The organism is Lactobacillus apis, from assembly GCF_002837055.1.
Taxonomy (GTDB): Bacteria; Bacillota; Bacilli; order Lactobacillales; family Lactobacillaceae; genus Lactobacillus; species Lactobacillus apis.
This window is the reverse complement of sequence record NZ_PDKP01000001.1, coordinates 157,575-173,999: the sequence shown is the minus strand read 5'-3', so window position 1 is coordinate 173,999 and position 16,425 is coordinate 157,575. Positions and strand designations below refer to the sequence as shown.

The 16,425-nt window shown below is 38.3% G+C and carries 13 protein-coding genes and 2 pseudogenes; 1 reads left to right on the top strand and 14 read right to left on the bottom strand.

Annotation, left to right across the window (positions count from 1 at the left end; translation table 11 throughout):
- Positions 1-95: 95 nt before the first annotated feature.
- The 12 genes and pseudogenes from CRG87_RS08225 to CRG87_RS00885 form a co-directional block, all read right to left on the bottom strand.
- Positions 96-713, bottom strand: a pseudogene (locus CRG87_RS08225) (phospho-sugar mutase); the annotation flags it as partial.
- 6 nt (positions 714-719) lie between these two features.
- Positions 720-2,057: pseudogene (locus CRG87_RS00935) on the bottom strand (phospho-sugar mutase); the annotation flags it as partial.
- A gap of 132 nt (positions 2,058-2,189) precedes the next feature.
- Positions 2,190-3,119: a thioredoxin-disulfide reductase gene (gene trxB / locus CRG87_RS00930; RefSeq protein WP_074425572.1), complete on the bottom strand. Its 930-nt coding sequence runs from the start codon at positions 3,117-3,119 to the stop codon at positions 2,190-2,192.
- A gap of 57 nt (positions 3,120-3,176) precedes the next feature.
- A complete protein-coding gene (locus tag CRG87_RS00925; protein ID WP_074425573.1) occupies positions 3,177-4,196 on the bottom strand; it encodes an NAD(P)H-dependent glycerol-3-phosphate dehydrogenase in 1,020 nt (339 codons plus the stop codon).
- Positions 4,197-4,227: 31 nt separating this feature from the next.
- Positions 4,228-5,064 (bottom strand): prolipoprotein diacylglyceryl transferase, encoded by an 837-nt coding sequence (gene lgt, locus CRG87_RS00920; protein WP_074425574.1) that lies wholly within the window; start codon positions 5,062-5,064, stop codon positions 4,228-4,230.
- Positions 5,061-6,023, bottom strand: a complete 963-nt coding sequence (gene hprK / locus CRG87_RS00915) for an HPr(Ser) kinase/phosphatase (protein ID WP_074425575.1) — start codon at positions 6,021-6,023, stop codon at positions 5,061-5,063. The genes lgt and hprK overlap by 4 nt, the downstream gene beginning before the upstream one ends.
- 17 nt (positions 6,024-6,040) lie before the next feature.
- Entirely contained in the window at positions 6,041-6,325 is a 285-nt protein-coding gene (locus CRG87_RS00910; protein ID WP_074425576.1) for a hypothetical protein, read from the bottom strand.
- Positions 6,326-6,333: 8 nt separating this feature from the next.
- A protein-coding gene (prfB, locus tag CRG87_RS00905) for a peptide chain release factor 2 (RefSeq protein ID WP_165775955.1) occupies positions 6,334-7,450 on the bottom strand; the annotation gives its coding sequence in 2 pieces (ribosomal slippage) (positions 6,334-7,377 and positions 7,379-7,450; 1,116 coding nt in all).
- A 71-nt stretch (positions 7,451-7,521) separates the two neighbouring features.
- Entirely contained in the window at positions 7,522-10,053 is a 2,532-nt protein-coding gene (locus tag CRG87_RS08260) for a preprotein translocase subunit SecA (RefSeq protein WP_101138659.1), read from the bottom strand.
- 129 nt (positions 10,054-10,182) lie between these two features.
- Positions 10,183-10,731 carry a ribosome hibernation-promoting factor, HPF/YfiA family gene (gene hpf / locus CRG87_RS00895; RefSeq protein ID WP_074425579.1) on the bottom strand — a complete coding sequence of 183 codons (549 nt, stop codon included), beginning with the start codon at positions 10,729-10,731 and terminating at the stop codon, positions 10,183-10,185.
- Between the two features lie 81 nt (positions 10,732-10,812).
- Entirely contained in the window at positions 10,813-11,502 is a 690-nt protein-coding gene (locus tag CRG87_RS00890; protein WP_074425580.1) for a ComF family protein, read from the bottom strand.
- Positions 11,499-12,782: a helicase-related protein gene (locus CRG87_RS00885; protein ID WP_074425581.1), complete on the bottom strand. Its 1,284-nt coding sequence runs from the start codon at positions 12,780-12,782 to the stop codon at positions 11,499-11,501. Before CRG87_RS00885 ends, CRG87_RS00890 begins: the two co-directional genes overlap by 4 nt.
- A gap of 47 nt (positions 12,783-12,829) precedes the next feature.
- Between CRG87_RS00885 and CRG87_RS00880 the strand changes: the two genes are divergently transcribed.
- Positions 12,830-13,492 (top strand): YigZ family protein, encoded by a 663-nt coding sequence (locus CRG87_RS00880; protein WP_074425582.1) that lies wholly within the window; start codon positions 12,830-12,832, stop codon positions 13,490-13,492.
- 13 nt (positions 13,493-13,505) lie between these two features.
- Here the strand turns inward: CRG87_RS00880 and CRG87_RS00875 are convergent, their stop codons facing one another.
- Positions 13,506-14,663 (bottom strand): glycosyltransferase family 4 protein, encoded by a 1,158-nt coding sequence (locus CRG87_RS00875; protein ID WP_046306471.1) that lies wholly within the window; start codon positions 14,661-14,663, stop codon positions 13,506-13,508.
- A gap of 111 nt (positions 14,664-14,774) precedes the next feature.
- On the bottom strand, positions 14,775-16,406 hold the full coding sequence (gene rny / locus CRG87_RS00870) for a ribonuclease Y (RefSeq protein ID WP_074425583.1): 1,632 nt from the start codon (positions 16,404-16,406) through the stop codon (positions 14,775-14,777).
- Between the last annotated feature and the right edge of the window lie 19 nt (positions 16,407-16,425).

The following is a 16,425-nucleotide window of genomic DNA, read 5'->3' as shown; positions in this document are numbered from 1 at the left end:
AGGCTCCTCATAAAAAAATTGGACCAAAAAGTCCAACCTTTATTTCGTTTATTCTATTCTACTACCTCGAACGTATTTTCGCACGTCTTTTGTTTTTATTTTAAAAGTTGCGCTAAAGCTTCTTGATAGTCCTGCGCTGCCGCTTCAGCTTGTTTAATGTCCGGCTTGTTAACCCCAACGTATGCTTTAATAACTGGCTCAGTGCCTGATGGTCTTAGAGCAAGCCAAGTTTCATCGGCAAGATAGTACTTCAAAACATTTGCCTTCGGCAAGTCAGTAAATGGTTGTTTTTGCTCTCCACTAAATTGTTCCTGCAAAAAGTAATCTTCAATTTTAGAAACCCTTACCCCATTTATCTCGGTTAACTGACTTTCACGTAATTTAGCCATTAATTGAGTCATTTTCTTTTGTCCACCGATGCCAGGCATTTCAATTGCGCGTGTGATTTCATATGATGTGCCATACTTTTGCCAGATCTCGTTTAAGCCATCCAAAACAGTCATTTGACGGGAAGCGTAGTATGAGGCAACCTCTGCAAACATAATTGCGCCCTGCATTGCATCTTTATCGCGTGCAAATGGCTCGAATAAGTAGCCATAGCTTTCTTCAAAGCCCATTAAGAAACGGCCATCGTGCTCCTTGTTCATTCGGTCAATTTCTTCGCCGATAAATTTAAAGCCGGTTAACACTGTTTTGGTTCTAATTCCAAAGTCTTNGTTTAAGCCATCCAAAACAGTCATTTGACGGGAAGCGTAGTATGAGGCAACCTCTGCAAACATAATTGCGCCCTGCATTGCATCTTTATCGCGTGCAAATGGCTCGAATAAGTAGCCATAGCTTTCTTCAAAGCCCATTAAGAAACGGCCATCGTGCTCCTTGTTCATTCGGTCAATTTCTTCGCCGATAAATTTAAAGCCGGTTAACACTGTTTTGGTTCTAATTCCAAAGTCTTGTGCAATTTTCAGTGGCATACTACTTGAAACAATTGAAGTGATTAATTCATAGTCACTTGCTAGTTGATGATTGTCTTTTAAGTTAACTAAAAGATAATAGATCATCAAAGTGGCAATTTGATTACCAGTCAGAACCTGGAATTCGCCATCTTTTGTCCTTACACAAGCTCCCATTCGGTCTGCATCCGGATCCGTCGCAATAATCAAATCAGCGTTTACTTGGTTTGCAAGTTCAATTCCTGGATTAAAAACATCACGATACTCAGGATTAGGCTTCTTAGTTGTTGGAAATTCAGGGTCAATAATCGATTGACTTGCTACAGGGTAAACATTAACGAACCCGTTTTGCTTAAAGGCACGCTCATAAAGCATCTTGCCTGTACCATGGAGTGGTGTATAGACAATTTTTAATTGATCTGCATTCTGCTTAATTTGCTTTTTATCAACATTAACCGTTTTCAGTTCAGCTAAATAGGCTTCATCCAGATCTTCACCAATTAAATCCAAAGTGCCATTGGCGCGTAATTCCTGAACTTCAGCAGTCTTAACTTGAAAAATGTCTGTTATCTTTTGTGCATAGTCAAAAACGCGGTCAGCATCTTCTGGTCCCATTTGGGCACCATCCTCACCATATACTTTATAGCCGTTATATTGCTTGGCATTATGCGAAGCGGTAATGTTAATACCAGCAAATGTATGGAGATAACGGACTGCGTAAGACAATTCTGGCGTTGGCCGCAAGTCATCGAATAGGTAGACGTGAATATCATGGGCTCCAAGCACGCGAGCCGCATGTTCAGCTAAGTCACGCGAATGATATCTTGAGTCAAAAGAAATGACTACACCACGCTTTTGCGCTTCAGAACCTTTTTCATCAATTAGTCTTGCTAGCCCTTCTGTTACCCAGCCAATTGTAAACAGGTTTATCCGATTAATTCCTGGCTCAAGTCGGCCTCGCATACCGGCAGTTCCAAAATTAATTTCTTGGCCAAAAGCATCTTCAATCCATTTCGGATCTTGTCCCAACTGTTCTAATTGTTTCTTTAAATAATCTGGCATATTAGGCGCTTTTTGCCAAACTTGAAATATTCCTTTAGCGTTCATTACAGCACTAAACCTCTTTTTCTTGTATTTAAATGGCTAATTCGTTTTCATAATTTCTATTCTAGCATTTATCAACCTAGCTATCCGCAATAATAAAAAAAGAATCCATTTTTTATGAATCCTTCCTTAGTTTTATTTATCATTTAAATCTTGTAGATAATTGTAAGCGGCTTGACCAGCTATACTACCGTCACCAACAGCATTAGCAATCTGACGCAAATCCTTTGCTCGAGCATCACCTAAGGCAAAAATACCATCAACCTTAGTTCGCATGTGGTCATCTGTTGGAATCCAGCCCTGCTCATCGGTTATTCCAAGTTCTTTAAAAGGAGCGGTTTGAGGAATCACACCAACGTAAATGAAGACACCACGAGTAGCCAATTGCTTTTCTTCACCAGTTTCTTTGTCCTTGTATGTAACACCTGTTACGCGTTGACCATCGCCATCGATTGATTCAGTTATCCCATTCCAAATGAAATTGATTTTATCATTGGCAAAAGCACGTTTTTGTAAAGTTGGCTGAGCCCGTAACTGATCCCGACGGTGAATAACAGTCACTGATTTAGCACTCTGAGCCAAATAAATTCCTTCTTCAATCGCTGAATCGCCACCGCCGATTACTGCAATGTCTTCATCCTTGAAAAATGCAGCATCACAAACAGCACAATAAGACACTCCCTTACCGGAATATTCTTCTTCTCCTGGTACGTTTAGGTGCCGATGATCAGCACCTGTTGCAATAATCAATGCAGGAGCACTATATTCACCAGTGTCAGTCTTAACAACCTTATTTTCACCGTCTATAGTTACTGATTGAACATCACCATATTCAAATTCGGAGCCAAATTTCATTGTCGAGTTATACATTTTTTCGCCCAACTCAGGTCCCTTAATTTCAGTAAAACCCGGATAATTGTCAATTGCATCGGTATTGTTCATTTGACCGCCATATAGGCCACGATCTAAGATTAAAACCGAGAGATTGGCTCGCGAAGCATATAGTGCTGCAGTTAATCCGCCTGGACCAGCACCAATCACAATTACATCATATTTTTTTGCCATAATTACACCTTAACTATACTCTTATTTTTCGTAAGTAAATTTTATATCTAAAGTCGATTAAAGTCTAATTTCTTGCTTTGGACTTCTCCCCATCATTTTGGTAATTTCATCGTCAACATTAGAATTTTCATATAGTACACGATAAATTGCTTCACTGATTGGCATGTCAATTTGCTTTTCTTGGCATAATTCATGAACTGCCTTCACGGTTGTCGCACCTTCAACAACTTGTCCCATGTTTTGCAAAACATAATCAAGGCTCTTGCCTTCGCCAAGTTGTTTACCACAACGCCAATTACGTGAATTAACTGAAGTACAAGTAACGATTAAATCACCGATACCAGATAAACCACTAAATGTCATTGGATCAGCACCAAAGTAGTTAACGCCAAGTCTTGTGATTTCAGCAAGACCTCTGGTCATTAAAGCTGCTTTAGCATCATCACCATAATGCTTACCAACCAAAATTCCTGCAGCGATTGCAATTACGTTTTTAACTGCACCTGCAACTTCAACACCAACTAAGTCGCTATTAGTGTATAAGCGGAAATATTCATTTGAAAACATTTCCTGTACTTTTTCGGCGTTTTCTTTACTTGTTGATGCACAAGAAATAGCAGTGAGATCTTTTTGAGCAACACTTTCTGCATGGCTTGGACCAGAAATTGCCACAATTTTATCCGTGTCGTTAGGATAGATTTCTTCGGTTAGAATTTCTGAGATTAATTTCTTAGTCCCTGGCTCAATTCCCTTAGTTGCAGTTACAATTAAAGGCTTGCGACCAGTTTCAGTCAAAATTTGACCAACTTGCTTGGCAACAATCCTAATTGCTTGCGTTGGCAACACAAAAAGAATGACTTCAGCCCCATCAAGCGCCTTGTTTAAGTCACCTGTGGCTGTGGCTGTTTCATTAACACTCCAATCCTTCATGTAGTGCTCATTGGTGTGATGCTCGTTAATTTCTTGGTTAACTTCCTCATTATTACCGTAAAGTACGATTTCATTACCTTTATCAGCAAGCATCGAGCCTAAAACTGTTCCCCATGAACCTGCTCCTAAAACTGCAATTTTTGTCATTGTTTTTCCAATCTTTCTATTTATATTTTTACTAATCTCTTGAATACGGGAATTTTAGCCCACTACCGTCAAGATACCATTTAGGTTTGACGACTTTTCTTCGATATATGAATAAAGCAATTACAGCAATAAACAAAATCAAACTTAATAATTGCGAAACCCTTATTCCACTTGTTAAATATAAACTATCTGTACGCAATCCTTCGACAAAAAAGCGCACGACAGAATACCAGCCTAGATACAGCATAAAGACCTCACCTTGTTTAAACAAGTACTTTCTGTGTCTTAATAACAGAATCAGAATTAACCCGATGAGGTTAAAAAATGATTCATACAAAAATGTCGGCTGATAATAAGTTCCGCCAATCTTCATTTGATTAATGATAAAATCTGGCAAATGTAGACTCTGTAAAAAATGCAAAGTTGTTGGCCCACCGTGAGCTTCTTGATTGAAAAAGTTACCCCAGCGTCCAAGAATTTGTGCTGCCATGACCCCTGGTGTAATTACATCTAACATTAAAAATGGTGGTAACATTCTTCGATAAGAAAATATTAGTAAAACAATCAAGCCAGCAATTAAACCGCCATAGATTGCAATACCACCATTCCAAATTGCAATAATTTGATCAGGATGCTTTGAATAATAACTCCATTCAAAAATCACATAATAGATTCGAGCCCCAACGTAGCCAAGTGGAACTCCCCATAACAATAGGTCAAGAAAGTCCTCACTTTCGATTTGGCGCTTTCTACCTTCAACAATTGCCATTGAAACCGCCAAAATGATTGCAACAGCCATGATAATGCCGTACCACTTTACACTAAAGTTCCCAATTACAAAGGCGTCAGGACTAATCACTAACTTCATTTACTTTCACCCTTTGTTGAGTCATCTTTAGAATTTTCAGCAATCAAACTAGTTAAATTATTGTCGAAGGTAGTCGTGGCATTATAGCCCATTCTTTTTGCCCTAAAGTTCATTGCAGCAATTTCAATGATATCTTCCATACTGCGACCAACTTTGACTGGAATAGTAATCTGTGGAATTTCAACATTGCAAATTTCACGTTTACTTTCTTCGAAACCTAACCGATCATAATTAGCCTTTTCATTCCAATTAACCAGTTTGATTACAAGCTGAATTACCTCGCGGTTTTTCACTGCACCGACACCAAATAAATCCATTACATCAATAATGCCGATACCACGGATTTCCATCAGATGCTTCAAAATTTGTGGTGCCTCACCCATTACAGTTTCAACATCACGTTGGTAAACATCAACACGGTCATCAGCAATTAGCCTGTGGCCCCGATGAATCAAACCAAGAGCAGTTTCTGACTTTCCAACACCAGAGTCACCAGTTAGTAAAATACCCATTCCTTTTACTTCAACTAATACGCCATGAACGGTATCTCTAACTGCCAAGCGTTCACGCAAGTATTCCGTTAGTCTACTTGAAACATAGGTTGTTGATTCAGTTGAAGATAAAATTGGAATTTTAGCGTCCTCTGCCGCTTCCTTAAGTTCTTTTGGCACAGGCAAAGAACGTGAGACAAAGAAACACGGTGTTTGCGGTGTACAGAGTCGCTTGAAAACATTGACCAAACTCTCGTGATCTAGCCTGGCCGCATAAGATATCTCAGTTCTACCTAAAAGCTGAATTCGCTCTTTCGGATAAAAATCGAAATAACCAGTTAATTCAAGCCCTGGACGGTAAATGTCCGAGACCATTATTTCTTTATCATCAATGTATTGTTGCCCTTGGACAACATATGCAATTTTGTTATCTCGAACTAAATTTTTTAATTTAACAGCGTTTACCATTTAAAATTGCCTTTCAGTTATTTGTCAACATCCTTAGTGTGAACATTACGCACTTTTTTCCGTTTGGGCCGCTCATTCGAATTAGAATACCAATTGTTTTTCTCAGAAAAATCTGGTCGTTCATCAAAACTACTTGGTCGCTGATCATCATCTTTCTTGGTGAAGTGGTTAATCAGCCAGAGAATAGCTGCAATCACCAAGACAGCTGGTAACAGCATGAATAAAATGTGAAAGAAAGCAAATATCGCACTTAGAATGACAACTGCTAATAAAACAATTCCAATAATTCCCCAAAAACTCATTTTTCCACCTACTCTGGATTATCTTGACTAAGTAACCATTGCAAATATGCATAGACAAATGGCTGTAACTTTCCATCCATTACACCACTTGTATCAGAAGTTTCATAGCCTGTACGCAAATCTTTAACTAAATTATAAGGATGAAAAACATAAGATCTGATTTGTGAACCCCAGCCGTTTTCCATTTGATCACCCTTGAGTTCTTGCTTATGCTGGCGCTTCTTTTCCTCTTCTAAATGGAAAAGCTTGGCTCGTAATTCGTTCATTGCCGTTTCACGGTTCTGGAGCTGCGAACGCTGTGCCTGTGATGTAGTTACAAATCCAGTTGGTAAGTGAGTAATTCGCACTGCACTAGAAGTTTTGTTAATGTGTTGTCCACCCGCACCACTAGAACGATAAACATCAATTCTCAAGTCTTTAGGGTTAATATCAATTTTGATACTATCATCAATTTCTGGAATGACTTCAACCGAAGCAAACGAAGTGTGGCGTCTTTTGGCTGAATCAAACGGTGAAATTCTTACTAAACGATGAACCCCATTTTCTGATTTCAACAAGCCGTAAGCATTTTTTCCACTTATTCGAACGCTAACACTTTTCAGTCCTGCTTCTTCACATGGCTCATAGTTGTTAATTTCAAACTTAAAGTTTCTGCTATCTGCATATCGTTGGTACATTCTAAACAGCATTTGTCCCCAATCCATTGCCTCTGTACCACCGGCGCCTGGGTGAATTTCTAGCAAAGCATTGTGATTATCATACTTGCCAGACAGTAACAGATCCATTTCATAGTTATGAAATTCTTCTTGTAACTTGGCTAAATCTGCTTCAACCTCTTTTTGCAGTTCTTGATCCGGCTCCTCACGTAAAAGTTCTAAAGCTGTCATTGCATTTTGATAGTTTTCCTGCAGACTTAAAAAAGAGTCACGCTTTTCCTTTAATAGATTATTTTCACTAATTAAATTTTGTGCTTTTTCTTGATCATCCCAAAACGAGGGTTCCTGCATCTTACTTTCATTAACAATGATGCTTTCATCAATTGACTCTAAGTCAAAGAGACCCCCTAAAGTGGTCTAACCGCTTTTTTAACTCGTCTAACTGATTTTGGATGTCACTAATTTCCATTAATTTTTCTCCTAAATTAGGTTTAATACAAAAAAGAGAAAGCATAGCCGCTTTCTCTTTAATCTTAATTTTTAACGACTAAGATTTTGTCTGATTTCAGCCTTCATGAATAAACGAGTTACATCAAATTCAATATTTGAAACCATTTCTTCAAACATGTTGTAACCGGAATCCTGGTATTCAACTAGCGGATTAAGTTGTCCATAGCCACGAAGACTAATTGATTGGCGTAACTGATCCATTGCGTCAATATGATCTGTCCAACGATCATCTACCACACGTAGAATAACCACTTTTTCAAATTCCAACATTTGTGACGGATCAGCCAGTGCATTAGCCTTTTCGTTGTAGTTCTTCTCAACGTCATCATACAATTTCTCTTTTAACTCAGGAACTGTAATCGTCTTAAAGTCAATTGCATTCGTTTCATCTTCAGAAAGAAGACTAGAACTAATGAAATCCCGAAGGGAATCTATCCGCCATTTGCTTCGATCACCTTGTGCAAACATGTCAACTTGACTACTAATGGTACGACGAATCATTGGAATTAAGACATCCTTAAGTGAGTCTTCTTCTCCAATAACTTGCATCCGTTCACCGTAAATAATTTCACGCTGAATACGCATTACATCGTCGTACTGCAAAGTTTGCTTACGCGTATCATAGTTGTTACCTTCTACTCGTTTTTGAGCAGATTCAATTTGACGAGTAATAAATCTATTTTCAATGACTTTATCATCATCATTATCTGACAAGCGATCCAAAAAGTCCTTAACGCGCTCACCACCAAAGCGTTTCATCAAATCATCTTCAAGTGATAAGTAAAAACGTGTTTCACCAGGGTCTCCCTGTCGGCCTGAACGCCCCCGAAGTTGATTATCAATTCTTCGGGACTCATGCCGCTCTGTACCAATAACCGCCAAACCACCAATTTCTTTAACGCCAGGTCCCAATTTGATGTCAGTACCACGACCAGCCATGTTAGTAGCAATCGTTACTGCACCACGTTGACCCGCATTCATGATGATTTGCGCTTCTTTAGCATGGTTTTTAGCATTCAAAACTGCGTGAGGGATATTCTCTCTATCAAGCAACCCGCTTAATCTTTCAGAACTTTCAACCGCAACCGTACCAACCAAAACTGGCTGTCCATTTGCATGACGTTCTTTAATTTCATCCACTACAGCAGCGTATTTAGAATCTAAGTTAGGATACAAAACATCTGGACGATCTATTCTAATTATAGGACGGTTGGTTGGAACTGTGATAACTTGCATATTGTAAATTTCACGGAACTCTTCTTCTTCAGTTTTAGCAGTANCGTATTTAGAATCTAAGTTAGGATACAAAACATCTGGACGATCTATTCTAATTATAGGACGGTTGGTTGGAACTGTGATAACTTGCATATTGTAAATTTCACGGAACTCTTCTTCTTCAGTTTTAGCAGTACCAGTCATTCCTGCAAGCTTTTTGTACATTCTGAAGAAGTTTTGGTAAGTAATCGTTGCCTGTGTCTTAGATTCTTCCTGAATCTTAACATTTTCTTTAGCTTCAATTGCTTGGTGCAAGCCATCTGAATAGCGCCGCCCCTTCATTACACGACCAGTGAATGAATCAACAATTAAAACTTCACCATCTTGAACAACATAGTCAATATCCTTGAGCATAATGTAATTTGCACGTAAAGCTTGATCGATGTGATGCACGAGTTTTTGGTTTCCAACATCGTATAAGTTTCTCAAACCGAAGTGGTCACAAGCCTTTTGAATACCCGTTCTAGTCAAAGAAATTGTCTTAGTTGGCCAGTCAATCTTGTAATCGCCATGATCTTCTTCATCATCAATATCATCATCACTCTTGTCTTCTTTGAGAGTTTTGACAAAACGATCTGCACGAATGTAGTCGCCATTAGCTTGCTCAGCTTCACCAGAAATAATTAACGGAGTTCTTGCTTCATCGATTAAGATTGAGTCAACTTCATCAATAATGGCGTAGTTCAGTTCACGTTGAACCATCTGTTCTTTGTAAACAACCATGTTGTCACGCAAGTAATCAAAACCTAATTCTGAGTTAGTTGAATAAGTAATATCACAATCATATGCTTCCCGTTTTTCATCAGGTGACATTGCATTAATATTCAAACCAACTGTTAAGCCTAACCACCTATACAATTGACCCATTTCTTCTTCGTCACGACTCGACAGATACTCATTAACCGTAACAACATGTACGCCCTTACCTGTCAGCGCATTTAAGTAAACTGGCATTGTTGCAGTCAAAGTCTTTCCTTCACCTGTCATCATCTCAGAGATGTTACCATAGTGCAGTGAAATCCCACCAAGAACTTGAACGTGGAATGGATACAAACCCAAAACGCGTTTAGCACCTTCACGAGCAACTGCAAAAGCTTCAGGTAAAAGTGAATCTAAAGTTTCACCATTTTCCAAGCGCTCACGAAACTCTGGTGTCTTAGCCTGTAATTGCTCGTCATAAAGTTGACTATATTCATCAGCATAGCTTTCTACACGCTCAGCTAACTTTTCGAATTTCTTTAGTTCTCTTTTATCACTATTGTATAGTTTCTTTAAAATATTAACCATTTAATCGATCCTTATATGTACTTAAGTATAAAACACATAATAATTCTAACATGATTAGCCCTAAATGAAAAACAAACAAAACAAAGACCTCACACTAAATGTGAGGTCCAGTCTTAAATCAGCAATTATTTATTTAGTTTCAATTAAGCCATAATGACCATCATTCCTACGATAAACAACACTAGTACCATTTGTTTCAGCATCTTGGAAAACGAAGAAATCGTGCTCCAACATGTTCATTTGCAAAATTGCTTCTTCTGGACTCATTGGTTTTAAACCAATTTGCTTGTTTCGAACAATAGTGAATTCTCTTGTTTCTTTTTCTTGTGCTTCTTCTTCAGCACCTTCAACAAAGAAATCACCAATTCCCTTTTCACGGGTCTTACGATTCACACGTGTCTTATATTTTCTAATTTGTCTTTCAAGTTTTTCAGAAACAAAGTCGATGCTACGATACATATCATCAGTTGTTTCTTCTGCTCTCAATACTAAGTATGGAAGTGGAATAGTAACCTCAACTTTGGCAGTACGATCACGATAAACCTTTAAGTTGACATGCGCAATGATGTCTTGATTCAAGTCAAAATATTTTTCTAATTTCTTTAAGCGTTTTTCAACGTAGCTTCTTAGAGCATCGGTTACTTCGATATTTTCACCACGAACATTATACTTTAACATATGAGATTCTCCTTTCAACTGCATTCGCAGTCTTATCTTATCTATATTATAACAAAACTTGAAAGCGCTGAACAACATATCTCATCGACAAATTGTAAAGCTAGAAATCTTTGCTTGCGGAAAGGCTGTTTGAAGCGCATCTCGGGCATAATATAACGTTCTTCCGGTCGTGTAAATATCATCCAAAAGCAGGACCGAGTGTTTATTCACGTCAGCCTTAATTCCCTCTTTAACAAGAAAACTTTGTTTGCTTTCCAGCCGCTCACTTCGTGTGCGCTCACCCTGGGCACCTTGACCTTCTTTTTTGGCAAGAAAAAACGAAAGTGGCACTAGTTGACTATAAATCGCAGCAACTGTATCAAACTGCCTTTTTGCGATGTGTTCAAGGGATGTGGGAATAGGAACATAAAAATCGACTTTAATTTTCTTTAGCTGCTCAAAACACAGTTCCTGCAATACTTCACGTAAAACATAGTCACCATATCGTTTATAATTTACCATTATCTCGTGAAAAGCATCATTGTAGCGATAGATTGCATGATTACGAAGCAAATTATGTCCATATATTTTTTGCCATTCTAAACAGTCAAGACAGCGTTCATTTGCAGCTGCTTTACCATAACAAATTTCACAGTGCTCTCTACTTATTGGTGCAAATTTGGCCAAACAATGTTGACACAAGCATTGTTCATGGAATTTCTTAAAGGAAAAAATCCGTAAAAATGAGGTAGCAGGAATGAAATCTTGCCCACATAACAAGCACTTTTTCATTTATTCATCTCCCTAATTTGCTTAAGTGCATTACGAATATTTTGCGTGTACTTGCGGTAACAAAATAAAACAAGTCCATCTGGATCATCTTTTGCCCGGCCGACACGCCCTGCAATTTGAACAAGGCTAGCTGATGTATAAATCTCATCATCAGCTTGCACAACAATTACCCATACGTGCTTAAATGTTACTCCTCGTTCCAAAATTGTCGTCGTTACAAGAAGTTGTGACTTCCCCTGCCTAAAGTTTTCCACTTTTGCCAATCTGTTTTTATCCATGGCATGAACGCCCTCAACTATCACACTACTAAACTGAGCATCATTTTTTAATGCACTCACATAGATGGGAATCTGTTCAATTCTTGGCACAAAAAGCAGTAATTGATGACCGCTCTTAATAACTGCGTTAATTTCTTTTAACAATCTAGGATTAATTTTTTGCTTGAGCAAAAATGGGCGGTAAAAAAATAATGCTCGCGGCACTGGTAATAATCCACCATGAAACCGCCGGTTAAGACGTAAAATCTTTAACTGCTTTTCCTTAACCTTTTCAAGTAGATCATTTGTTGGAGTTGCCGTTAAGTAGATTCTTACACCATCTTCTTTCACCGCATTCTTTGCGGCAAAATGTAGTTGCGTATTTTCGACATATGGGAAAGAGTCCACTTCATCGATTACCAGTAAATCAAAAGCATGATAAAACTTCATGAGCTGATGTGTGGTACAAATGGTTAGTTGATCCAGTCTGGGTTCGTGATGCTCTTTGCCATGATATTTGCCAATTTTTATTGTATTAAAAGCTGCCTTAAATCTCGGGTACAGCTCATTAACAACATCTATTCTTGGTGTTGCAATGCAGCTTCTTTTTCCCTGCGCAATGCATTCCGCAATTGCCGCAAAGAGCATTTCTGTTTTTCCAGCACCAGTGACTGCATGAACTAGCGTATCTGCTCTTTGATTGAAGTTCTTGACAAGTTCGCACGAAACAGCTGACTGGCGTTTTGTCAGACTGCCATGCCAGGTTAGACCGCCATTCTTCATTCTTGAAAATTCAGCTAACTCTAAGTTACGAACAAGTAAATCACCTTCTACTATGCGTCCTAATTCAATACAATCGCGGCAATAAAATTTGCCATTTGGTAGCTTCGCATAAACTCTTGCACCGCAACGCATGCAATGGCTTTGCTGAATTGCGCTAATTTTAGTTAAAACTTCATTTGTGCTAAAATCCTCTTGACTGCTAATCCACTGGCGGCCAGCGAGGCAAGATGAATTTTCCATTTCTCTGCCCTCCTAATAATAAATACGTCAAAAGGAGGCAAACTTTTTTGGTCAAAGAAGAAAATTATTTAACAATTAAAGAAAATGGTTCAAACGAAGTAGTCATTAAAAAGAGTCGCTTTATTGCAAGTCTTTTTCGCACCGAATCAGTAGCTGAAGCTGAAGCAGTAATCGCTGCAACCACAAGAAAATACCGTGATGCAACTCACAACACTTATGCTTATACGATAGGATTAAACGATGAGCAAGTAAAAGCCAGCGATAATGGTGAACCTTCTGGAACCGCTGGTGTTCCTGAGCTAAAAGCCCTACAACTGATGAATTTAAAAAATGTTACTGCTGTAGTTACGCGCTACTTTGGTGGGACTAAACTTGGTGCTGGTGGATTAATTCGGGCATATTCTAATAGCGTTACCGAAGGAGCTGAAGCAATCGGCGTTGTTAAGCGTGTCTTGCAACAAGAGCTTTCTTTTCACGTTGCATATAATCGGTTTGATGAAGTAAACCATTTTCTAAAAGAAGAAAACATTTGGATTGAAAAAGTTACCTATGGGGTCGATGTTGTCATTAGCATTTTTATCGATGAAGATGAGCAGCAAGAGCTTGAAAAAAAGCTCACCAACCTTATGAGCGGTCAAATCGAGTTTACGCCAGGTGATAAACGCTATAATGAAATTCCAATTACCGATCATAATTATCATGACAAATAAAAAGGACTAGTACCTAGTCCTTTTTATGTTTGCTTTTTAATTGCTCTGGTTTTTCTTGACCTAAATGCCAGACTTCGACCGTTGGATCTTTCTTACTACGTGAATTGATTATTTTTTGTATCAAACTTAAAAGGGGTTTGTATTTTTCACCCAATAAGCCAATTGATTCAACAAATAACTCTAGTGCTACGGCTAACCCTGCAATGAGTAACCATAGGCCCCACACCGGTGAAAGTAAGAAAAGCAATGAAATAAATGAAAAAATCAGTGAAATTCCATATATTGCTAAAACTGCTTGCCGGTGAGTTAGCCCCATCTTCATTAGCTGGTGATGCAAATGGTGCTTATCTGCCTGTGAAACAGGTTGATTATTAAGCTTACGCCTAATCATCGCATAAATTGTATCAGTGATTGGCACACCCAAAATTGTAACTGGTACTAGCATTGAAATAAAAGTTACATTTTTCAACCCTTTAAGCGAAAATACCGCAATCATGAAACCAATATAGAGTGCCCCTGTGTCGCCTAAAAACATTTTTGCAGGATGAAAATTATACGGTAAAAATCCCAAAAGACATGCAGCTAACATAAAACAACTAATTGGAATGTATAGCTGACCTGTATGTAAGAAGAAATAGCCAACTATTCCCATTGTTGTCAATGATATCATTGATACACCATCGGCTAAGCCGTCAAGGCCATCAATTAAGTCGACAGCATTAGTCAATGCTAAAATCCAAAAAATTGTTATTGGTAAGCTCCACCAGCCTAGATTTATTTGCTTATTTAAAAATGGCAGATTTAGTACGCTCATCTTTATTCCAGCTAAAAAGTAAATTACCAATGAACCAATGAAAATACCAAACATTTTTTGTCTTGGCTTAAGTTCCATAATATCATCAATAATTCCGGTTAGAACAATCACACTTGACCCAAGAAGGACACTAAAAGCTTCATGAGTAGGAAATTGCTCACGCAAGAGAATAAAAACCCCAATATTAAAAGTAACAAAAATACCCAAGCCACCTAGAGTCGGCATTGGCTTCTTGTTTACCCGTCTTTTGTTAGGGATGTCCACTGCCCCTAAAACAAAGGCTAATCTTCTAATAAAAGGTGTGATTGCAGCTTGAATGATCACTAAGAAAAACAGTTCAACGATAATTTTAAACATAATCGGCTACTTTCATAAATTAATTCTCTTAATTATACCGACTTGGCGAAAAATGTACAAATTAGGCCTATATTTCATAATCAAAAAAGGTTGAATTTTCATTCAACCCTTTTATTTTGCAACTGCAACTACCCTTTTTTCACGAATGACCGTAATCTTAATATTACCCGGGTAATCAAGCTCTTTTTCAACTTGGTTTCGAATATCACGTGCTAAAACAGTGATGCGATCATCTGAGATCTTGTCTGGCTCTACCATTACGCGAACTTCACGTCCTGCTTGAATGGCATAAGCCTGTTTAACTCCGTCATACCGATTGGCAATTTGTTCTAGTTCAGTTAACCGTCTAATATAGTTTTCTAAACTTTCACTTCTTGCTCCTGGTCTTGCAGAAGAAATCGTGTCTGCTGCTACTACTAGTTCAGCAATAAACGAAGTCTTCGGTACATCCCCGTGATGAGCAGCAATTGCATTAACTACTACATCTGGTTCATGATATTTCCTTGTTAATTCCACACCTATTTCTACGTGTGAGCCTTCAATATCATGATCGATGGCTTTTCCTACATCGTGTAATAATCCCGCGCGAACCGCTAATTTTTCATTTAAACCTAGTTCAGCCGCCATTGTGCCAGCTAATTTTGCCACTTCAATCGAGTGACCTAAAACATTTTGTCCATATGATGTCCGATACTTGAGTCGACCTAATGTTTTAACCAATTCAGGATTCATTTTGTGAATTCCTAATTCCATTAGGGCACTTTCACCTGCTTCATAAATATCGTCGTTGACCTCTTTACGAGCCTTATCAACCATTTCTTCGATTCTAGCAGGATGAATCCGTCCATCTTTAATTAAGCGTTCCATTGCTCGTTTTGCAATTTCACGTCTAATTGCGTCAAAACCACTTAGTGTAACTACTTTTGGAGTATCATCAATGATTAAATCGACACCAGTAAGGGCTTCAAAAGAACGAATATTTCTACCTTCACGGCCAATAATTCGTCCTTTCATTTCTTCATTAGGCAAATCAACAACCGATACTGTAGTCTCAGCTACAGTATCAGCTGAACTATTCTGAATGGCATCAATAATGATTTTATGAGCATAGTGATCAGCTTTTGCCTTAACTTCCTCATTACTATTTTGAATCATTTCAGCGCGTTCTTTAACTAGCTCATCAGATAGTTGACTAAGAACCATCTTTTTACCCTGTTCTTCATCCAAATGAGCTACTTCATAGAGCTTATCTTGGCTTTGCTGTACTAATTCATCAGCTTTTTTAATTTTTTCATCTAAATCAGCTTTTTGTTTTACTAATTGGTTTTCCTTCTCGGTCAGTCCATCCTCTTTTTCGATCAACAAAGAATTCTTGTGATTGAGTGTATCTTCTCGTTGTTTTAAGCGATTATCATCACGTGCAATTGCATCACGCTTTGTGTTTAGCTCATCTTCAACTTTTTGTCGATATTCTTGAATCTGTTCTTGAGCTTCAAGAATTTTCTCTTTTTTGGTATTTTGTGCACTTTGCTTAATAGCATCTGCTGCCTGCTTTTGTGCGTTGACTTCAGCCTTTGCAGCATCTACTTGTGCTTTTGCTTCGGTTAAAATATGGTCAGCATCACTTTGCGCATTTTGGACTTTTTTCTCCCAAATGTCCTTTCGAACGGCATAGCCAATGACTGTACCAACTAAAATTGAAATAATAGCAACCGCGACGGGAATCAATATTGTATTTGTCATGATTACTATCGCCTTTTTT